The sequence below is a fragment of the Lentzea sp. NBC_00516 genome (assembly GCF_036346835.1).
In the GTDB taxonomy this organism is placed as follows: domain Bacteria; phylum Actinomycetota; class Actinomycetes; order Mycobacteriales; family Pseudonocardiaceae; genus Lentzea; species Lentzea sokolovensis.
The window spans coordinates 4,768,797-4,788,651 of sequence record NZ_CP107840.1; the positions used below are offsets into that span (position 1 = coordinate 4,768,797).

The following is a 19,855-nucleotide window of genomic DNA, read 5'->3' on the forward strand; positions in this document are numbered from 1 at the left end:
AGGGGTGTCAAGCGGACACGCTTTTCGTCCGCTTGACACCCCTTCTCGCATGTGGCCCGCTCTTGGTGGGACTTGGGACGGGACCCCACCGCCAACGCAACCCTCAAAGCAACAGGCAGCCGCCCAACGCAACAGGCGTGCCATCAACCCACGTACGGCGCCACCCCCCGATCAGATTGCCGGGGGTCTGGGGGCAGAGCCCCCAGGGGAAGCACCCAACGCAAGCTGGCCGCCCGCAAGGCGACCACCCGCAAGGTCGCCGCCCGCAAGGTGACCACCCGCCCGGTCGCGGAACGCGACAAAACTAGCGAGACGGATCAAGCACAAGTTTCCCCTGGGTCTTGCGAGACCGAAGGTCCTCGTGAGCCTGCCGAACCTCCCCCATCCCGTACTCCCCACCAGGAACAGCTCGAACCTTCCCATCCACAACAAGCTGGAACAGCTCAGCCATAGCCCGATGCGCCAACGTCCCATGCTCAGCGTCCCGAACCCTCAACGCGTGCGGCAACCACATACCCGCAACGGCCGTGGAGTGCACCAGCAACGCCCCGAGGTCAACCGGCTTCGGCCTTTCCCGCGAGGCCATGCCATAAAACGCAAGCCGCCCAAAAGGCCCCAACGCCACAACCGACTGATCAGTGACCGCTCCCCCAGTCATGTCGAGCACAACATCAACCCGCCGCCCCTCGTTGGCCTCGATCAAGGCAGCGGTCATGTCCTCGGAACGAGAATCGATCGCAACATCAGCCCCGAGATCCAACGCCAACTTCCGCTTGTCATCAGAAGAAGCGGTGGCGATGACCCGCCCGGCCCCCCACAACTTGGCCAGCTGAACGGCGATCGTCCCCACACCACCAGCAGCAGCGTGCACGACGACCGACTCACCGGCCTCCATGTGAGTCGACTTGCGCAACAACAACCAGGCAGTAGCACCCTGAACGATCAACGACAACGCAGTCAGATCGTCAACGCCATCAGGAACGTCAAAGGTGGTGAGAGCAGGCGCAACAGCCTTCTCCGCATACCCACCAGAGTTCTTGGTGAGCGCAACAACCCGACGCCCATCCTCCGTAACCCCAACAACCTCACCACCAGGAACCAGCGGCAACGACATCTTCGCCAGGTAGGAGTTCTCCGCCTGATGCGTGTCGGCGTAGTTCAACCCAGCACGCGAAACGGAGATCAGCACCTCGCCCTCGCCGGCAACCGGGTCGGGCAGCTCCACCTGCTGGAGCACCTCGGGCCCGCCGAACTCGGTGATCTGAATGGCACGCACGATCAGTTCTCCTCAAGCGCGATGGAAACGGGGTCCTTGCGAGCGGCCTCGATGCGCGAGCCGTCAGCGGCACGAGGCCCAGGCGGGTTGCGGAACCCGAACGGCTCCGACGGACGACCTGCCTGCACGAACCAGGCCTCGCCGGTGCCGGAACCCTCCACAATGGACATGAAACCGTCCACCACGGCGGACACCGGGATGATCGGCATGCCGATCTCGTCCAGCGTCGAGCGCAGCGGAACGATGATGTTGGTGTCGGCGAACCCAGGGCACAGCGCGTTAATGCGCACGTCGGGATGGGCGCCACCGAGAGAGCGCACGAGCCCGACGACAGCGGCCTTGTTCGCGCCGTAGACGGGGTCGCCCGGCATCGCCATAAGGCCGGCCATAGACGCCGTGGCGATGATCTGGCCGCCGCGCTTGCGCACCTCGGGCAACGCGTAGTGCGCGCCATAGACCACGCCGTCGAGGTTGATGGCCATCGCGCGCCGGTACGTCTCGACGTCGAAGTCGTCGCCCAGCGAGCACCCGGTGCCGATGCCGGCGTTCAGGAACGCGATGTCGAGCCCGCCGAACTCGCGCACGGCGAGTGCGACAGCCTCAGCCGAGTCCGAAGCCTGGGTCACGTCGCAGCGCACGAACACGCCGCCGATCTCATCGGCGACGGCTTTGCCCTGGTCGGCGTCCACATCAGCCACGACGACGTGTACGCCGAGCGACGCCAGACGCCGGGCGGACGCGGCGCCGATGCCGTTGGATCCGCCGGTGATGAGCGCGACCTTGCCGGTGAGTTCCACGGGCATCTGCCTCCTCGAATTGCCACATTCCGACCAGTCGGTATGGTCGTCCGCACAGACCTGGACGTCAAGCGGACTGATAGGTACGTTACTAAGCGCTTGCTTAGCTCACCATCCCCTCACCGAAGGAGGACCCGTGGCCGACAGGGTTGCGATCGTCACCGGCGCGGCTCGTGGCATCGGTGCCGCGGTCGCGCAGCGTCTCGCCGCGGACGGCCTAGCCGTCGCGTTGCTCGACCTCGACGAGCAGGGCGTGCTGGACGGCGCCGACAAGATCGTCGCGAGCGGCGGGCGCGCCATCGGCCTCAAGGTCGACGTCGCCGACGAGGAGCAGGTCAACGCCGCCGTCGCGAAGGTCGCCGAGGAGCTCGGCGCGCCGACCGTGCTGATCAACAACGCCGGCGTGCTGCGCGACAACCTGCTGTTCAAGATGACCTCCGCGGACTGGGACACGGTCATGAACGTGCACCTGCGCGGCGCGTTCCTGATGAGCAAGGCCGTGCAGGCGTTCCAGACGAAGGAAGGCTTCGGCCGCGTCGTCAACCTGAGCTCCACGTCCGCTCTCGGCAACCGCGGCCAGGCCAACTACTCCGCCGCCAAGGCCGGTCTGCAGGGCTTCACCAAGACCCTCGCGATCGAGCTCGGCAAGTTCGGCGTCACGGTCAACGCGATCGCGCCCGGTTTCATCGCCACCGAGATGACCAAGGCGACGGCCGAGCGCATGAAGATCCCGTTCGAGGACTTCCTCACCGGTGCGGCGCAGGCGATCCCGGTCGCGCGCGTCGGCCAGCCGGAGGACATCGCGCACACCGCGTCGTTCCTCGTGAGCGAGGGTGCCGGGTTCGTGTCCGGCCAGGTCATCTACGTCGCCGGCGGACCGAAGGACTGAGGACTCCCACCATGCGCGCTTTCGAGAACATCGACGAGCTGGTCGCCGCCAAGGGCGAGCACCTCGGGTTCGGCGAGTGGCACGAGGTCACGCAGGAGCAGGTCAACCTGTTCGCCGACGCGACGCTGGATCACCAGTGGATCCACATCGACGTCGAGAAGGCGAAGAAGGGCCCGTTCGGCGGACCGGTCGCGCACGGCTACCTGACGTTGTCGCTGGTGCCGTATCTGGTGCGGGACGTCTACACCGTCAAGAACATCAAGATGGGCGTGAACTACGGCAGCAACAAGGTCCGCTTCCCGCAGCCGGTGCTGGTCGGCGCCAGGGTGCGCGGCGGCGTCGAGCTGCTGGACGTCACGGACATCTCTCTGGGCAAGCAGCTCGTGACCAAGGTCGTCATCGAGATCGAGGGCAGCGACAAGCCCGCGTGCGTCGCCGAGATCGTCAGCGTGATCGTGCCCTGAGGATCAGGCCCTGAGGCTGTGGATCAGCAGATCCGCGTAGTGCTCCGCCAGCCGCCCGGCCGGGATGTCCCCGTCCGGGCGGTACCACGTGCCGAGCTGGTGCAACGACCCGAAGAAGTAGTACGTGGCGACGTCGGCGGGCACGTCGTCGCGGAAGGTCCCGTCCTGCTGGCCCTCCTCGATCAGGCCGCGGAACTTCTCGTGGTAGCGCCGCCGTTCCGCCCGCACTTCCTTCTGCTTCTCGGCGGACAGGTGGTTCATGGACCGGAAGAACACCTTGGCGGCGTCGAAGTCCTCGATGCTCGTGACGATCACGTCGATCGCGGCCTCGCGGAGGCGCTCGACGACCGGCCCGGTGCTCGACGCGATCTTCTCCAGATGTTCGGTCTGCAAGCGCAGCAACCGCCCGTAGATCTCGTGCAGCAGGTCGTCCTTCGACCCGAAGTAGTGGTACATGGCGCCTTTGGTGACGCCCGCGTGTTCCACGATCTCCTGCACGGCGACCCGCTCGTACCCCTTGTCCGCGAACAGGCGGGTGGCGGCGTCGATCAGTCTTTCAGGCACGGTCACGACCGGAGCGTACCTTCCGAGCTAGGAGAATCCAGGCAATGACCACTCGCTGGACCGTGGTCGTCGATCGCGACGACCTCACCAAAACCGAGGTGCTGCACGACGAACTGCCGGAGCCGCTCGAGCTGTCCGACTGCGAGGTGCTGCTCCGGGTGAGCCACGTCGGCCTCACCGCCAACAACGTCACGTACGGCGTGATCGGCGACCTCATCGGCTACTGGCGCTTCTTCCCCGCGGGCGGCGAAGGCCAGGGCGTGGTCCCGGTCTGGGGCTTCGCCGACGTCGTGGAGTCCACAGTGGACGCTCTGCCCGCCGGCACCCGCGTGTACGGCTACCTGCCGATGGCGAGCCACTTCGTCGCACGCGCCAAGCTGACCTCGTCCGGTTTCGTCGACACCGCCGACCACCGCGCCGACCTGCCTGCGGTCTACAACAGCTACCTCGTCACCTCCCAGGACCCCGCCTACGACGCGTCCCTGGAGGACCTCCAGGTCCTGTACCGGCCGCTGTTCCTCACGTCGTTCCTGCTCGCCGACCAGCTGGCGGACAACGACTTCCACGGCGCTCGCACCGTCGTGATCTCCTCGGCGTCCAGCAAGACGGCGTTCGGCACCGCGCAGTGCCTTCGCGGTCAGGGCGTACGGGTCGTGGGCCTGACCTCGCCGCGCAACGTGGAATTCACCCAAAGCCTCGGCCTCTACGACACCGTGCTGCCCTACGGCGCTTCGGTGGACGTCGAACCGAGCGTGTACCTGGACTTCAGCGGATCGGCCGACGTGCGTTCGGCGCTGCACGACCGCCTCGGCTCCGCGCTGGTGAAGGACATCTCGATCGGCCTGACCCACCAGGCCGCCTCGCAGGACGCGCGCTCCGAGTTCTTCTTCGCCCCGGACCAGCTGCGCAAGCGCACAGCGGACTGGGGCTCGGACGGTCTGGCCCAGCGCTTCGGCGAGGCGTGGCGCGGCTTCACCACTCAGGCGGGCGACTGGGTCGGGGTCGTGCGGCACAGCGGGCCGGAGGAGCTGATCGACGTGTGGCAGGCCGTGCTGGCGGGCAAGGCGAACCCGAACACGGCCGACGTCATCACCTTCTGAACTGGTCCTCGCCCTTGACCATGGCGAGGAACGAACCCCAGGCGGGCGCCGCGACAGTGGCGTCCGCCCGGCCCTTGGAGTCGCGGATGCGGGCGGCGGAGCCGTCCACGGCGATCTCGACACACTCCGTGTTGTCGCCGGCGTTGCTCCGGCTGCTCTTCCGCCAGACAGCAGACAAGTCGATCCCTACCTCTCAGCAGCCAACCTCCCGATCCAATCGGCGGACTCGTTCGGCGCCAGCGCCAGCTTCGAGAGGTGCTTGAAGAGCACTTTACTGGCCTTCACCTGCTCGCTGTCCTCCACATGCGCGGCGCCCGCGGGATGTTCGACGTAGAGCACCGTCATGTCAGCGAGGTAGGCGAAATCAAGCAGGTGGAACGATCCGGTGTACCCGTCGTTCAACCCCACTGCGAACGGCAGGACCTGCACTCTCACGTTGGGCCGCGTCCCCATGTCATTGATGTGCAGCAACTGCTCACGGTCAGCCAGAGGAAAAGCCGCCTCGGCGATGATCGCGTGATACTCGAGCCCGTCATCCGCGATCAGCCGCTCCTTCCGCCTCGTCCGAACCGCGATCTGGTTCTCGATCCATTTCCGTGAGCGCTGGACCTGCCAGCCCGCGAACAACGCACGCATGTAGCTCTCGGTCTGCAGGAGTCCAGGGATGTAGCCGAGGGAGAACGTGCTCAGTCGGGTGGCGTCGTGCTCCAGGCTGAGGTAACCGTGATCGGCGACGCGATAGGGATGCCACCAGCCCTTCTCGCTGGCGCGTTCCCACATGTCGATGTACGGCGCCTCTTCCGACACGAGCACGCCGTAGAGATCGAGCATCGCACGCATGCCGTGGTACTCCGGCAACTGACCGTTCTCGATGCGGCTCAGCTTCTGATAGTTGTAGCGGAGCCGGTACGCCGCCTCCCGCTGACTGATCCCGGCCCGTTCGCGCAGCTTCCTCAACGCCTCGCCGAGGCGCACCTGCCGGAACGTGGGGTCGGTCATAACCCCAAACGTTACGGGCGAGATCTGACATTCGTGAATCACGGTGGCGGGGTCCGGTGAGGACCGTCCACAGCATGGAGTACGTCCACAGCATCCAGTACCACCGGCGCGGCAAGAACGGCCGGCTCACCCTCGCCTACGTCGAATCCGTAGAGGATCATGGTTGGTACATAAGGAAAGGAGCCGACTGGAAGTCTTACTACACGGTCGCCTGCGCAACCGAATACCTCACGCGAGTGTCAGCGGACGCGGGCACGTTCGCCATCACGGTGTGGAGAGACGCCATCCGCGTCTGCACGGTCGGAATCGACTGGAATCCTCCGAACAGGTGATCTCAACGCCCGAGCAGCCCCGCCAGCAGGCCCGCGATGTTGTGGGCGTCGTCGTGGCCGCGGTGGTGCGTGCCGTCGAGCTTCTGCCCGGCGAGCCGCACCGCCTCAGCCATCCCGACCTCCCGCGGCAACGCGTGCGTCAAAGCGAAGAGCGTCTTGACGTTGACGTGCCGCGGCCCGAACGGATACCGGACGCCGAAGTCGGCGCACTGCCGTTCGAACATCTTGCGGTCGTAGTCACCATAGGAAGCCCACACCCGACGATCCGACCGGAACTCCTTGCGCAGCAACGCGCACGCCTCCGCAAACGAGACACCGTCCGCGACTTGCGAAGCGGTCAACGTCGTGAGCTGAGTGCAAAAAGGACTGACGGACGACCGCGAAGGCCGCACCAGCACCGATCGCCGCTCACCGCGGACCCCGGTCGCCACCGCGACCGGGCAGATCCCGATCTCGATGATCTCCGAGACCTCACCGGCGGGCGGCGTTCCCTCCCAGCACGTCGACTCCACGTCGACCACGAGCACTTCATCCAACGAAATCACGCGCTGATCGTCCCCCACCCGTCTACTGGAATACGACGACCGGCAGCACCACGATCTCGCCGGTCGCCGCGTTCCACGACTGGACCTTGCCGAGGCACCGCGCGTTGAACTGGCCCGGCGGCAACGTGTCGCGCAGGCTCGCCCGGTCGCATTCCACCCGCACCCGGTGCTCGCCCACGGGCGCGATCAGCACCGCCGCGCCGTCGCCGTCACCGACCTCGAACCGGCCGTGCAGCGACACGTAGTCGCGGATGTCGTTGAGGCGCCGGGCTTTTCCTCGCCGCCACGACTCGTCGGCCGTGATGGTCCGCGTCGTCAGGTCGACGTCGATCACGCCGTGGCCCGCGCGCAGGCCGGCCAGCACGACGCCGATGACGTCGATCTCCGTGGCCGGCTTCTCGTAGGTGTCGGTGTTCTGCGAGACCACCGAGCCGTCCACGCCGATTCCGAACTCGCTGGGGCCGACCTGCAGCTTACCGTTCTTGGTGACGGTGATCTGCTTGACGAACTGCCGGGTGACCGCGTCGTCGTACCTGCCGACCTTGCACAGGTTGATCATGCGCTGACCGTGCACGTAGAACAGCAGGCCCGGCACCTCGGGTTCCGGTTCACGGCGCCGCAGCCACCGCCACCCGAGCGCGACGACCACGACCAACGCGATCAGCGTCGCGACCCACAGCAGGATCCAGCCCCACGAGACCGACCACCAGAGCGCTCTATCGACATCCACGGATCTCTCTCACCGCCTCCAGCAACGACTTCGCGCCGGCCTCCACGAGACGGCCACCGCTCGCCTGCGCCACCCGGTCCAGTTCCGCCGTCGAGGCCTCGCCGAACCGGATCGGGAACACCGGCACCTCTCCCCGCCCAACGCGAAGGAACTCGTTCACCGACGGCCCCGCGTTGTTCTCCCCGTCGGTCATCAGCACGACCGCCGTCTCCCCGCGGGCCAGCCGGAGCGAGTGGTCCAGCGCGGCCCAGATCGCCGTGTTGTCCTGCAGGTCGTCGGACGCGACGACGGCCAGCAGCGCGTCGAGGTCCTGCTTCCCGCGCACGGTGATCGAACGTTCCTCCAGCACGGTGCCCGCGAACCGGACGATCGTGACCGTCTCGCCGACGTAGAAGCGGTCGAACCCGTTGAGGGACGCGAACGCCTCCCGCAGCCCGGCGAGCCGCGGGCCCCGCATGGACGTCGAGTAGTCCAGCACGAAGATCACCTGACGGCCTTCGCCCGCGCGGTCGTGGAACAGCAGCAGCCGGTCGAGCACCTCCTGGCTGTCCGGGAAGTACAGCGCGGTGCCGAGGTCGGCGCGCAGCTTCTCGTTGCGCACCACGGAGGGTTCGACGGGCCGGCGCCAGGTGCGTTCGGCGATCATCCGCTGCGCGTCCGGCGACCGCAGCCATTCCACGACCCGGTCGTAGGCGGCCCGGTGCGCGGACTCGACGAGCATCAGCGGATAGTCCGACAGCACGATGCCGTCGCGCGGGTAGACGATCTCCAACGGTTCCGCCAGACGCCCGGAGGCGTTCAAGGACAACAACTCCGACTCGTGCGCGACCAGTCCGTCCACATCGGACCGTCGAGCGAACTCGTCCACGGGGTTCGGTACGTCGAACGCCCGCCCCGCGAGGAACCCCTGCAGGCGGTCGCAGCTGACGTCCTCGGGCCGCAGCGGCGCACCGGTGCCCGCGGCCGCCGTCGCGACGCCGATCAACGCGGCCATCCCACCACCCGAGACCCGCGGATCGGCCATGCCGTACCGGAACTGGCCCAGTGCGGCCCGGTCGGCGACGTCCGCCCACGTCGGCCGCTCGCCCAGCACCGCCCGGCTGCCGCGCTTCACCCCGAGCACCACCGGGGACGTCATGACGCTCGACGCCAGCTCGGGTTCGGCACCACGAAGCCGCAGGAACCTGGTGGTGGACAACCAGGCCAGGTCGAACCCGGCGAGCGACCTGCTGGCCTCGACCGTGCCGCGGTGCTCCACCGCCAGCTCGACCCCGGTGGCCTTCCTCAGCTCCGTCAGAACGGGACCGAGATCGGCCAGTTCGGTGCTGGCCAGCATCGTCAACCGGACCGCGGGCGTGCTCGGCGTGCACGCGGCCAGCAAGAGCAGCAGAACTGCCGCCAGCACTCTCATTTGCAGTCGCCGACGACGTCGAGCATGCGCTCGAAGAGTTCCGCCTTGGGCAGCTGGACCCTGCCCGCGTCACCGGCCGGCGGCTCCGGCAGACCGCGGCCCGCGATGTAGGTGCCGAAGTCGTCGGCGGACTCCCCGTTCCAGCTCAGCGAGTGGAACCCCAGCTCGACCGCGCGCCTGCGCAGTTCCGGGTCGTTCATCATCAGCTCGCCGATCCGGTCGCCCTCCGGCGTGAACGAGATCAGCTCGGGCGTGCTCTGGTGCTGCTTGTTCGGGTAGAGCAGCACTCGTTCGGTGTCGATGCTCTTCTGCCGCAACTGATATGCGATGTACTGGTGCTCGTAGATCACCGCGATGACGGCGTGCGTGCGGCCCTCCGGCACGAAGTACTTGGGGGCCATGTCCTCACCGGCCTGGCCCTGCGCGTCGACGTACGGCTTGACCGCCAGTGCCAGCTTCTCCGCGGCGTCGACGGTCTGCGGTGGCTCGTCACCGAAGGCGGTGGCGAAGAACCCGACGAGCGTCGCGCCCGAGTAGGCCTTGCAGGGGTCCGGCGACTGCACGATGACCCGGTTGCCGTTGGTCAGGCCGAGTTCGTTCCACCGCTTGTCCTTGTCGGCCAGTTCCTTGAACTTGACCATGTCCAGGTTGTAGTAGAGCGGTTTCTCGCTCTGATCGTGCGGTGTCGCGACGCCTTCCTTCTTCAGCGCCTCGGCGTACTCGCGGAACGTGGCGAGCACGACCGGGGTGAAGAACGGCCGGTACGGCACGACGTGCTTGCCCGCCCGGCGGGTCTTCACGTGCTCGTTCGCCACGTGTCCCGACGGGAACACGAAGTGGTACGAGTCGAGGTCGGGTTTGTCCGCGAGGTCGCGCGAGCCGATCGGCGTCACGTGCACCTGGTAGCCGCGCGCCATCAGGATGCGCTTGACCTGCTCGTCCTGGAAGAAGTCGCGCTTGGAGGCGAACAGCGCCCGCACCACCGTGACAGAACGGAACGGGCCGGTGATGTGCCCCGAAACGAGCAGCACCACCAGCCCGGTCACGAACACCGCCAGCGGCGGGACGAACCACAGCAGGAACCGTCTTCGCGGGTCGACAACCTTGAACTCGGGCTCCCGCACGGCTCCCCCTGGAGTCAGACGATCACGGCACCACCGTCGACGACGAGCGTCTCACCGGTAACGTAACCGCCCGCCGGTGAGGCCAGGAAGACAACGGCGGAAGCGAGCTCCTCCGGGTCACCGATTCGCCCGGATGGCAGCGACGCCTGGATCTTCTCCAGGTACCCCGGCGGGTACTGGTCGGTCATCTCGGAGGCGAAGAAACCGGGGCAGATCGCGTTGACGCGGATGCCCTTGCGCCCGGTCCACTGCTGCGCCAGGTCCCGCGTCAGACCGAGCAGGCCGGCCTTCGACGCCGAATACGCGGCCTGGGGAATACCGCCGGTCACGAGGCCGAGAACGCTGGAGATGTTGATGATCGAGCCACCGGACTTCATGACGGCCGCGGCCGCCTGGGCCATCCAGTAGGCGCCGTTGAGGTTCACGTCCATGACGCTGAGGAACTGTTCCGGCGTCTCCCGCGAGGCCGGCACCGCCGATGCGACACCGGCGTTGTTCACGAGCACCGACACCAAACCGAACTCCGCCGCCGCGCGAGCGACCTCACGGCAGTCGTCGGGCTGCGACACGTCGGCCTGCACGACCAGCGCGCGACGGCCGGTGGCCTCGACCAGAGCGGCCGTCTCCTTCAGCTTGTCCGCGCGACGAGCCGCGAGCACGACGTCCGCGCCGGCCTCCGCGAGGCCCTTGGCGAACGCGACGCCGAGCCCTGAGGACGCGCCGGTGACGATCGCGACCTTCCCGTCGAGGCGGAACTTGTCGAGGATTCCCACTACGAAAGCCTTTCCAGGATGATCGCCATGCCCTGGCCGCCGCCGACGCACATCGTCTCCAGGCCGAACTGGGCGTCGCGGGCCTGCATGCCGTTGATCAGCGTCGTCATGATCCGCGCACCGGTCGAGCCGAACGGGTGGCCCAGCGCGATCGCGCCGCCGTGCACGTTGAGCTTGTCGATGTCGATGCCCAGTGCGCGCTGGGAACCGAGCACCTGGACGGCGAAGGCCTCGTTGATCTCCACCAGGTCGATGTCCGAAATGGACAGACCGGCGTGGCCCAGCGCCTGCTTGGTGGCGTCGACGGGTCCGAGGCCCATGATCTCCGGCGACAGGCCCGAGACGCCTGTGGACACGATGCGCGCCAACGGGGTCAGGCCCAGCTCACGTGCCCGCACGTCGCTCATGATCACGACAGCGGCCGCACCGTCGTTGAGCGGGCAGCAGTTGCCGGCCGTGATCGTGCCCTCGGGCCGGAACGACGGCTTCAGCGCGGAAACGGCTTCCAGCGTCACCCCGGAACGCGGTCCGTCATCAGTCGACACAACGGTTCCGTCAGGCAAAGTCACCGGCGTGATCTCGCGGGCGAAGAAGCCGTCCGCGATGGCCTTCTCGGCGAGGTTCTGCGACCGCACGCCGAACTCGTCCTGGTCGTGCCGCGAGATGCCCATCTGCGTGGCGACGTTCTCGGCCGTCTGGCCCATCGAGATGTAGTAGTCGGGCAGTGCGCCGTCGAGCCGAGGGTCGGTCCACGCCGCGTTCGACGCGGCCGTGTCCAGGGTCCGCTGCTGCGCGTCGGCGAACAGCGGGTTGAACGACGGCGCGCCCGCGTGCATGTACCGCGAGACGCACTCGACGCCGGCCGAGATGAACCCGTGGCCCTCCCCCGCCTTGATGGCGTGGAAAGCCATTCGCGCGGTCTGCACCGAAGACGCGCAGAACCGGTTGACGGTCGTGCCCGGCAAGTTGTCGTAGCCGAGCTGCACGGCCACGCGGCGCGCGATGTTCTGGCCGTGTTCGTCCTGCGGCTCGGCACACCCGAGGTGCAGGTCGGTGATCTCGGACGCCGGGATGTCGCCCAGCGCCGCCGAGATCACCTGCGTGGCCAGGTCGTCCGGGCGCAGCGAGACCAGGGAACCCTTGCGGGCACGGCCGATCGGCGACCGGGCGGTGGAGACGATGACTGCTTCAGCCATGGAAAACCTCCTACAGGCCCAGGTCGCGGCCGATGAGTTCCTTCATGATCTCGTTCGAACCGGCCCAGATCTTGGTGACGCGGGCGTCCATCCAGGCGCGGGCAACGCGGTACTCGGTCATGTAGCCGTAGCCGCCGTGCAGCTGCACGCAGGCGTCGATGACCTCGTTCTCGATGTCGGCGCTCCAGTACTTGGCCTGCGCCGCCTCGACGGGGCTCAGTTCTCCGCGCACGTGCTGCATGGTCAGCGTGTCGATGAACGCCTGCGAGACGTCCAGCTTGGTGCGCAGCTCGGCGAGCAGGAACTTGTTGTGCTGGAACTTGCCGATCGCCTGGCCGAACGCCTTGCGCTCCTTGACGTACTCCATCGTCTCGTCGAAGACGCCCTGCGCGTGCGCCAGGTTCGAGATGGCGCCGCCGATCCGCTCCTGCGGCAGGCGTTCCATCATGTAGATGAAGCCCTGGCCCTCGTCGCCGATCATGTGCTCGGCGGACAGGCGCACGTCGGAGAAGAACAGCTCCGCGGTGTCGGACGGGTGCTGGCCGACCTTGTCGAGCTTGCGGCCGCGCTCGAAGCCGGGCATGCCGGTCTCGACGGCGAACAGCGTGATGCCGCGCGCGCCCTTGGACGGGTCGGTGCGGGCCGCGACGACGATCATGTCGGCGGTGTAGCCGTTGGTGATGAACGTCTTGGAGCCGTTGAGGATCCAGTCGTCACCGTCGCGCACGGCGTTGGTCTTCAGCGCGGCGAGGTCGGAGCCGCCGGACGGCTCGGTCATCGCGATGCCGGTCTTGATCTCGCCGGTGCACATGCCGGGCAGCCAGCGCTGCTTCTGCTCCTCGGTGCACAGGTCGACGAGGTAGGGCGCCACGACGTCGCCGTGGATGCCAAGGCTCGACGCCACCGCGGCGTTGACCCGGCACAGCTCTTCGGCGAACACCGTGTTGAACCGGTAGTCGTTCGCGCCGCTGCCGCCGTACTCCTCGGGGATCTCGAGGCCGAGCAGGCCCTGACGGCCGGCCTCCAGCCACACGTCGCGGTCGATCACCCGCTGCTCGATGAACTTCTCGATGTTCGGCGTGATCGTGCGCTCGACGAACGCCTTCGCCGACTCACGGAACGCGGCGTGATCCTCGTTGAACAGCGTCCGCTGCACGACTACCTCCATACTAAGCGGTTGCTTAGAGCTAAGCGCCCGCTTAGCGTGCAGTACGATCCATCACCTGTCAACACGCGAGGAGCCGCCCGATGACGACGACCGGACTGGACGGGTTCTCGCTGCTCGACGAGACCTGGCGCACCGTCACCCCGGATGCCGCCCGCCGGATGCTCATCGCGGCCGTCCAGGCGTTCGCGAGCAAGGGATATCACGCCACGACGACCCGGGACATCGCCTCACTGGCCGGAATGTCCCCCGCGGCCGTGTACATCCACTACCGGTCCAAAGAGGAGCTTCTGTTCAACATCTCGCTCGTCGGCCACGAGACGTCGCTGACGCTGCTGTCGGGCATCGAGGGCACCGGCGCGGTGGAGCGGCTGAAGAACGCGGTGGCGGCGTTCGCGGGGTGGCACGCGGAGTTCCACACGACGGCGCGGGTGGTGCAGTACGAGCTCGGCGCGCTCTCTCCCGAACACCACGAGCAGGTGGCGGAGCTGCGCCGGCAGATCGAGCAGCGGATGCGGGCCTACATCGCGGACGGCATCGAGGAGGGCGTGTTCGACGTCCCCGACCTCAAGGGCGCGACCCTGGCCGTGCTGTCGCTGTGCATCGACGTCGCCCGCTGGTACCAGCCGAGCGGGAAGCGGACTCCGGACGAGATCGGCGCGATGTACGCCGACCTCGTCCTGAGGATGGTCCGACCTACCTGACCGACTTCCTGCCGTACACGCCGGCCACGACTGAAACACCGATCGCGGCGACGACGATCTGCACGATCACTTCAATCCAGTCGATGCCCGGCGTGTCCTCCACGCCGAGCAGCCGCGCGATCCAGGACCCGATGAACGCGGCCGCGATGCCGACCAGCAGGGTCAGCCAGATCGGGATGGCCTGCTTGCCCGGTGCGAACAGCTTGCCGAGCAAGCCCAGGATCAGACCGATGATGAGCGCGCCGAGAATGCTCTCGATGGTCACGGACGCCTCCTCCCGCTACACCCCGATGCACTCGGGGATCTCGCGGAAAATCATCCCGTCATCCGGCAAGATCCGCAGCTCGAGATCGGCAAGCGGTACGCCCAGGTGCCGATGACTACCAGCGGCTGCCGGAGACCTGGCTCATCCACTGGTTGATCGTGGCGGTCCAGTCCGTGCCGACCGCCTGCTGGTGCGAGACGGCGAAGCGGCCGTACGCGTCGCCACCCGCGCGGAGCAGGCCGGCGCGCTTGTCGGCCTCCAGGATGACGTGCAGCTCGCCCGGCGTCGTGACGAACGTCAGCTCGACCTGCTTGACGCGGCCAGCGAACTGCGGCGGCGGGTAGAACTCGATCTCCTGGTAGAACGGCAGCTGCTGCGGCACGCCGTGGATGCGGCCGCGCTCGTTGTCCGCCTTGGTGAAGCGGAAGCCCATGTGCCCGAACGCCTGGAGCACGGCGTCCTGGGACTGCAGCGGGTGCACCCAGATCGGGTCGAGGTCGCCGGGGTCGACGGCGCCGCGGACCTCGAGCTCGGTGCGCAGGCCCAGCTGCATGCCGTGCAGCTGCTGGCCGCCGACGACGTTGATCGGGCACTCGAACGGCACCGGGATCTGGAACGGCAGCGAGAGGTTCTGGTGCGGCTGGATCATGATCCGCTGGCCAACGGAGAACTTGTGGAACTCCATGTTGGTGTTGTACTCGTTGTCGCCGCTCTCGACCTCGACGCGGGTGAGCAGCGCGAGCGTGACGTGGTCGACCTCGGCCGGGTGGTCGCCGCCGGCGATGCGCACCTCACCGGACAGCACCTCGCCGGGCCTGACGTTGGGGTTCGTCAGCACCGTGTCGACAGTCGGCCCGCCCACGCCGAACGCGCGCATCATCCTCTTGAACACCACTGCGGCCTCCTGAAGCCCTTGCTGTTTGCGGGGAGTCTGCCAACTGGATCGCCCGTTTGCGGCGAAGTGTTCCGTTGACGCCTCAGCACCACGATCGGTTCCGTATGGACTTCCGTTCACTTCAGATGGCAACATGCGACCGCCGTCACATACTAAGCGGTCGCTCAGGAGGTCGTCTTGCTGCTCGTCGCCAACCGGGGTGAGGTCGCCGTGCGCGTCCTTCGCGCAGCGGCTGACCTGGGGATACGCACCGTGGCGGTGTACGCGGAGGACGACGCTTCCTCGCTCCACGTGACCCTCGCGGACCGTGCCGTGGCCCTGCGTGGGCCGTCGCCGTACCTGGATGTGGACCAACTGCTGGATGCCGCCGAGGGGTGCCAGGCCGTGCATCCGGGGTGGGGATTCCTGTCGGAAAACGCCGCTTTCGCTCGGGCGTGTTCGGAGCGCGGACTGGCGTTCGTCGGGCCTTCCTCTGACGTTCTGGAACTGCTCGGTGACAAACGGCGAGCACGGGAGCTGGCTTCCTCGCTGGGGATCCCGGTGCTGGACGCGCTGCCCGGCGAGTTCCCGGTGATGGTGAAGGCGGTCGCCGGGGGTGGCGGCAAGGGCATGCGGGCGGTGTACTCGGCTTTGGAACTCGACGCCGCGGTCGAGGCGTGCCAGGCGGAGGCGCTGGCGGCGTTCGGGGTGGGCGACGTCTACTTCGAACGATTGATGCCCTCCGCGCGGCACATCGAGGTGCAGCTGGTCGGGACGTCGGTGATCGGTGACCGCGACTGCTCGGTGCAGCTGCGGCACCAGAAGGTCGTGGAGATCGCGCCCGCTCCCCTGCTGGACCCGTTGCTGCGCAAGGCACTGCACGAGGCAGCTGTCACGTTGGCTGTTGCAGCCGGCTACACCGGCGTCGGCACCGTCGAGTTCCTGGTGTCCGGGGACTCGTTCGCGTTCCTGGAGGTCAACCCGCGGCTGCAGGTCGAGCACACCGTCACCGAGATGGTGTCCGGAGTGGACCTCGTGCGCACCCAGTTGCTGCTCGCCTGGGGCGGCGACGTGGACTTCACGCCGCACGACCGCGGCGCGGCCGTGCAGGTGCGGCTGAACCAGACCTCGGGCGGCGTGCTGTCGTCGTTCGGGCTGCCGGCCGGACCGGGCGTCCGCGTCGACACGCACGGGTACGTCGGCTACCGCGTCGGGACGCGCTACGACGGGTTGCTCGCGAAGCTCGTGGTGCACGGCGAGGACCTGGACGTGGCGCTGAACCGGGCGCGGCGGGCGTTGGGCGAGTTCCGGGTCGAGGGGGTCTCGACGAACCTGGAGTTCCTCCGCTCGCTGCTTGCGCGTGACATCGTCGGGGCGACTACCGACTTCGTGGTCGAGGAGCCGGTTTCTGGGATGCGGGCTCCGCTGGCGGGCACGGTGGTCGCTGTTTCTTCCGACTCCGTCGTGCTCGAAGCGATGAAGATGCAGCACGTCGTGCGGGTGTCCGGCGACGTGCTGGTGTCGGTGGGCGACACCGTGTCCGAGGGCCAGGTGCTGGCTTCCGGGGTCGGCGAGTCCACTGAGGACGTCGCCGAGGTGGATCTGGAGTCGGTTCGGCCGGATCTGGCCGAGGTGCTGGCGCGCCACGACTTCGACCGCCCCGAGGCCGCTTCTCGGCGACATTCCCGGGGTGGCCGGACCGCGCGGGAGAACATCGCGGACCTGTGTACATCGTTCGTCGAGTACGGCGGCCTCGCGATCGCCGCCCAACGCCAGCGCCGGTCGTTGGACGACCTGATCGAACGCACGCCCGCCGACGGTCTTGTGGCAGGCATCGGCGTCGTCAACGGCGCACGGGTCGTGGCGATGTCCTACGACTACGCGGTCCTCGCCGGCACACAAGGCCTGCGCAACCACCAGAAGAAGGACCGACTGTTCGCCCTGGCGCAGCAGGAGAACCTGCCGGTGGTGCTGTTCGCCGAAGGTGGCGGAGGGCGTCCCGGTGACACCGACCACAGCATGGTCAGCGGACTCGACTGCGGCTCGTTCCACGCGTTCGCGCAGCTCAGCGGCCGGGTGCCGTTGATCGGCGTGGTGGCGGGCCGGTGCTTCGCGGGCAACGCGGTACTGCTCGGCACGTGTGACGTGATCATCGCGGTCGAGGGCGCGAACATCGGCATGGGCGGGCCGGCGATGATCGAGGGCGGAGGGCTCGGCACGTTCCGGCCGGAGGACATCGGCCCGTTGGACGTGCAGGTGCCCAACGGCGTCGTGGACATCGCGGTGGGGTCAGAAGAAGAAGCCGTGGCCGTGGCGAAGAAGTACCTCTCGTACTTCCAGGCTCCGGCAGGCTTGCAAGCTCCCGCAGGCGTCCAGGCTCCCGCAGGCTCTCGGGCTCCCACAGGCTTGCAAGCTCCCGCAGGCGTCCCCTCGTCGAGTGCGCAGCCTTCGCCGTCGCCCTCGGGGGGACCCCTGAATTCAATTCTCCCAGACAGCACCGACAATTTCGGATCGTGGAACTGCGCGGACCAGCGCCTCCTCCGCCACGCCGTCCCCGAGAACCGCCTCCGCGCCTACGACATCCGCGCCCTCATCACCACCCTCGCCGACACCGACTCGGTCCTCGAACTCCGCGAAGGATTCGGCAAGGCCATCGTCACCGCCTTCATCCGCGTCGAAGGCCGCTCGATCGCCCTGATCGCCAACGACCCCGGGATCCTCGGCGGTGCCATCGACGCCGACGCCGCCGACAAGTGCGCCCGCTTCCTCCAGCTCGCCGACGCGTTCGACATCCCAGTCGTCTCCCTGTGCGACACCCCGGGGTTCATGGTCGGCCCCGACGCCGAACGCACCGCCACCGTCCGCCATCTCACCCGCATGGTCGTGACGGGCGCCAACCTCACCGTCCCCTTTGGACTCGTGATCCTCCGCAAGGCCTACGGCCTCGGTGCCCAGGCCATGGCGGCAGGCTCCCTGAAGGTGCCGCAGTTCGCGATCTCCTGGCCCACCGGCGAGTTCGGCCCGATGGGACTCGAAGGCGCCATCAAACTCGGCTTCAGGAAAGAGCTCGAGGCCATCGCGGACCCGGACGAGCGCAAGCAGCGCTACGACCAGATGGTCGCGATGGCCTACGAGCACGGCAAAGCCCTCAACGTCGCCTCGGTCTTCGAGATCGACGACGTGATCGACCCGGCCGACACCCGCCGCTGGATCACCACGGCGCTGGCCCCCGCAACTTCCCGTTCTCAAGGGAAGAAACGCCCGTTCATCGACACGTGGTGAGGAGAATCCGTGGTCAGCGTCGCCCCTGCGGAACAGAAGACCTTACGTCGGCTCATGGCAGCCGGGCTCGTCGGTTCGAGTCTTGAGTGGTACGACTTCTTCATCTACGCGACCGCCGCGGCACTGGTGTTCCCCAAGCTGTTCTTCCCGGAGGCGACGCCGATCGTGGCGCTGCTCCTGTCGTTCAGCACGTTCTGGGCGGGCTTCGTCGCGCGCCCGCTCGGCGGCCTGGTCTTCGGCCACGTCGGCGACAGGGTCGGACGCAAACCGGCCCTCGTCATCTGCCTCGGGCTGATGGCCGCGGCAACGTTCCTCATCGGCCTGCTGCCCACCACGGCGTCCATCGGCGTCGGCGCACCCCTGCTGCTGGTCCTGCTCCGGTTCCTGCAGGGCATCGCGGTCGGCGGCCAGTGGGGCGGCGTGGTCCTGCTGCTGACCGAGACGGCCGGGCCGAAGAAACGCGGCTTCGCGGGCACGTTCGGCCAGGCCGGCGTTCCGATCGGCGTGCTGCTGGGCAACGTCGCCTTCATCAGCGCCACGACGTCGCTGTCGCCAGAGGCGTTCGCGTCGTGGGGCTGGCGCGTGCCGTTCCTGGCGTCGGCGCTGTTGTTCCCGGTGGTGCTGTTCATCCAGCTCAAGGTCGAGGACAGCCCGGTGTTCCGCGAACTGAAGGAACGCCGCGCGACCGAGCCCGCCGCCGCCCCGGCACCGCTGACGGAGGTCCTGCGCACCCACCGCAAGCCGATCCTGCTCGGCGCGGGCCTGATGTTCGCCTCCAACGCGATCTTCTACGTGTCGATCGCGGGCGTCCTGTCCTACGCCACCACCACGCTCGGCCTCGCCCGCGAGTCCGTGCTGATCGTGAGCCTGCTGTCGTCCATCGTGAGCATCCCGGTCATCCTCTGGGCCGGCCACGCCTCGGACCGCCTCGGGCGCCGTCCACTGATCATCGCGGGCACCGTCGGCATGATCGTGTGGGCGTTCCCGTACTTCCTGCTCGTGGACACCGGCTCGCTGGTGTTGATGTTCGTCGCGTCCACGGTCGGAGGCATCGCGTCCTCTCTCGTGTACGGCCCCATCGCCGCCTACCTGGGTGAACTGTTCGAGCCGCACGTGCGGTACTCGGGTGCTTCTCTCGCGTACCAGCTGGCGTCGATCCTGGTCAGCGGCGGCACGCCGTTCGTGATGACGGCCCTGCTGGGCGCGACCGGGACTTCGATGTCCGTGTCGGCGTTCCTGCTGCTCATGGGCCTGTGCACGCTGGTGTCGGTGATCAAGCTGCCGGAGACGCACCAGCCGGAACGGACCTGATCAGAGGCTGTGAAGGCCCGATCTAAGAGACAAATCGGGCCTTCACAGTCAAGA

Annotated in this window: 21 protein-coding genes; 7 read left to right on the top strand and 14 right to left on the bottom strand. The window is 67.6% G+C overall.

Features of this window, described 5'->3' with window-relative positions:
* Positions 1-304: 304 nt before the first annotated feature.
* Positions 305-1,276, bottom strand: coding sequence for a quinone oxidoreductase family protein (locus OG205_RS20640; RefSeq protein WP_330277868.1), 972 nt, complete (start codon positions 1,274-1,276; stop codon positions 305-307).
* Positions 1,277-1,278: 2 nt separating this feature from the next.
* A complete protein-coding gene (locus OG205_RS20645; RefSeq protein ID WP_330277869.1) occupies positions 1,279-2,079 on the bottom strand; it encodes an SDR family NAD(P)-dependent oxidoreductase in 801 nt (266 codons plus the stop codon).
* Between the two features lie 130 nt (positions 2,080-2,209).
* On the opposite strand from OG205_RS20645, the gene OG205_RS20650 reads away from it, so the two are divergent.
* Positions 2,210-2,962, top strand: coding sequence for an SDR family oxidoreductase (locus OG205_RS20650; RefSeq protein WP_245822590.1), 753 nt, complete (start codon positions 2,210-2,212; stop codon positions 2,960-2,962).
* An 11-nt stretch (positions 2,963-2,973) separates the two neighbouring features.
* Positions 2,974-3,426, top strand: coding sequence for a MaoC family dehydratase (locus tag OG205_RS20655; RefSeq protein ID WP_090069375.1), 453 nt, complete (start codon positions 2,974-2,976; stop codon positions 3,424-3,426).
* Positions 3,427-3,429: 3 nt separating this feature from the next.
* Here OG205_RS20655 and OG205_RS20660 read toward each other — a convergent pair whose 3' ends face one another.
* Positions 3,430-3,996 (bottom strand): TetR/AcrR family transcriptional regulator, encoded by a 567-nt coding sequence (locus OG205_RS20660; protein ID WP_330277870.1) that lies wholly within the window; start codon positions 3,994-3,996, stop codon positions 3,430-3,432.
* A 38-nt stretch (positions 3,997-4,034) separates the two neighbouring features.
* Here OG205_RS20660 and OG205_RS20665 point away from each other — a divergent pair, with 38 nt between their 5' ends.
* Positions 4,035-5,090: a DUF2855 family protein gene (locus OG205_RS20665; protein ID WP_330277871.1), complete on the top strand. Its 1,056-nt coding sequence runs from the start codon at positions 4,035-4,037 to the stop codon at positions 5,088-5,090.
* Here the strand turns inward: OG205_RS20665 and OG205_RS20670 are convergent.
* Both OG205_RS20670 and OG205_RS20675 read right to left on the bottom strand, forming a co-directional pair.
* The gene (locus OG205_RS20670) at positions 5,080-5,268 is read right to left on the bottom strand and encodes a DUF397 domain-containing protein (RefSeq protein ID WP_330277872.1); all 189 of its coding nucleotides are present in this window, start codon (positions 5,266-5,268) and stop codon (positions 5,080-5,082) included. The two genes, OG205_RS20665 and OG205_RS20670, sit on opposite strands and share 11 nt — an antisense overlap.
* Positions 5,269-5,276: 8 nt before the next feature.
* Positions 5,277-6,089 carry a helix-turn-helix domain-containing protein gene (locus OG205_RS20675; RefSeq protein ID WP_330277873.1) on the bottom strand — a complete coding sequence of 271 codons (813 nt, stop codon included), beginning with the start codon at positions 6,087-6,089 and terminating at the stop codon, positions 5,277-5,279.
* Between the two features lie 74 nt (positions 6,090-6,163).
* Between OG205_RS20675 and OG205_RS20680 the strand changes: the two genes are divergently transcribed.
* A complete protein-coding gene (locus OG205_RS20680; protein WP_330277874.1) occupies positions 6,164-6,421 on the top strand; it encodes a hypothetical protein in 258 nt (85 codons plus the stop codon).
* Between the two features lie 2 nt (positions 6,422-6,423).
* Here OG205_RS20680 and OG205_RS20685 read toward each other — a convergent pair whose 3' ends face one another.
* Genes OG205_RS20685 through OG205_RS20715 form a run of 7 tightly spaced genes read right to left on the bottom strand, consistent with a single transcriptional unit; the run spans position 6,424 to position 13,356 of the window.
* Positions 6,424-6,966: a 3'-5' exonuclease gene (locus OG205_RS20685; RefSeq protein WP_330277875.1), complete on the bottom strand. Its 543-nt coding sequence runs from the start codon at positions 6,964-6,966 to the stop codon at positions 6,424-6,426.
* 22 nt (positions 6,967-6,988) lie between these two features.
* Positions 6,989-7,696 carry a hypothetical protein gene (locus tag OG205_RS20690; protein WP_330277876.1) on the bottom strand — a complete coding sequence of 236 codons (708 nt, stop codon included), beginning with the start codon at positions 7,694-7,696 and terminating at the stop codon, positions 6,989-6,991.
* On the bottom strand, positions 7,683-9,107 hold the full coding sequence (locus OG205_RS20695) for a vWA domain-containing protein (protein WP_330277877.1): 1,425 nt from the start codon (positions 9,105-9,107) through the stop codon (positions 7,683-7,685). The genes OG205_RS20690 and OG205_RS20695 overlap by 14 nt, the downstream gene beginning before the upstream one ends.
* Positions 9,104-10,231: a hypothetical protein gene (locus OG205_RS20700; protein WP_330277878.1), complete on the bottom strand. Its 1,128-nt coding sequence runs from the start codon at positions 10,229-10,231 to the stop codon at positions 9,104-9,106. The genes OG205_RS20695 and OG205_RS20700 overlap by 4 nt, the downstream gene beginning before the upstream one ends.
* Before the next feature lie 14 nt (positions 10,232-10,245).
* On the bottom strand, positions 10,246-11,004 hold the full coding sequence (locus OG205_RS20705) for an SDR family NAD(P)-dependent oxidoreductase (RefSeq protein ID WP_330277879.1): 759 nt from the start codon (positions 11,002-11,004) through the stop codon (positions 10,246-10,248).
* Complete coding sequence (locus tag OG205_RS20710) at positions 11,004-12,200, bottom strand: acetyl-CoA C-acetyltransferase (protein ID WP_330277880.1); 1,197 nt, start codon at positions 12,198-12,200, stop codon at positions 11,004-11,006. The genes OG205_RS20705 and OG205_RS20710 overlap by 1 nt, the downstream gene beginning before the upstream one ends.
* Before the next feature lie 10 nt (positions 12,201-12,210).
* On the bottom strand, positions 12,211-13,356 hold the full coding sequence (locus tag OG205_RS20715) for an acyl-CoA dehydrogenase family protein (RefSeq protein WP_330277881.1): 1,146 nt from the start codon (positions 13,354-13,356) through the stop codon (positions 12,211-12,213).
* A 92-nt stretch (positions 13,357-13,448) separates the two neighbouring features.
* Here OG205_RS20715 and OG205_RS20720 point away from each other — a divergent pair, with 92 nt between their 5' ends.
* Positions 13,449-14,069, top strand: a complete 621-nt coding sequence (locus OG205_RS20720; RefSeq protein ID WP_330277882.1) for a TetR/AcrR family transcriptional regulator — start codon at positions 13,449-13,451, stop codon at positions 14,067-14,069.
* On the opposite strand, the gene OG205_RS20725 is transcribed toward OG205_RS20720, so the two are convergent.
* Together OG205_RS20725 and OG205_RS20730 are read right to left on the bottom strand one after the other, a co-directional pair.
* Positions 14,062-14,334, bottom strand: coding sequence for a GlsB/YeaQ/YmgE family stress response membrane protein (locus OG205_RS20725; protein WP_330277883.1), 273 nt, complete (start codon positions 14,332-14,334; stop codon positions 14,062-14,064). The two genes, OG205_RS20720 and OG205_RS20725, sit on opposite strands and share 8 nt — an antisense overlap.
* A gap of 115 nt (positions 14,335-14,449) precedes the next feature.
* A complete protein-coding gene (locus OG205_RS20730) occupies positions 14,450-15,229 on the bottom strand; it encodes a sporulation protein (protein ID WP_330277884.1) in 780 nt (259 codons plus the stop codon).
* Between the two features lie 177 nt (positions 15,230-15,406).
* Between OG205_RS20730 and OG205_RS20735 the strand changes: the two genes are divergently transcribed.
* Positions 15,407-18,490 carry a carboxyl transferase domain-containing protein gene (locus OG205_RS20735; RefSeq protein ID WP_330277885.1) on the top strand — a complete coding sequence of 1,028 codons (3,084 nt, stop codon included), beginning with the start codon at positions 15,407-15,409 and terminating at the stop codon, positions 18,488-18,490.
* Between the two features lie 54 nt (positions 18,491-18,544).
* Positions 18,545-19,801, top strand: coding sequence for an MFS transporter (locus OG205_RS20740; protein WP_330277886.1), 1,257 nt, complete (start codon positions 18,545-18,547; stop codon positions 19,799-19,801).
* Positions 19,802-19,855: the final 54 nt, after the last annotated feature.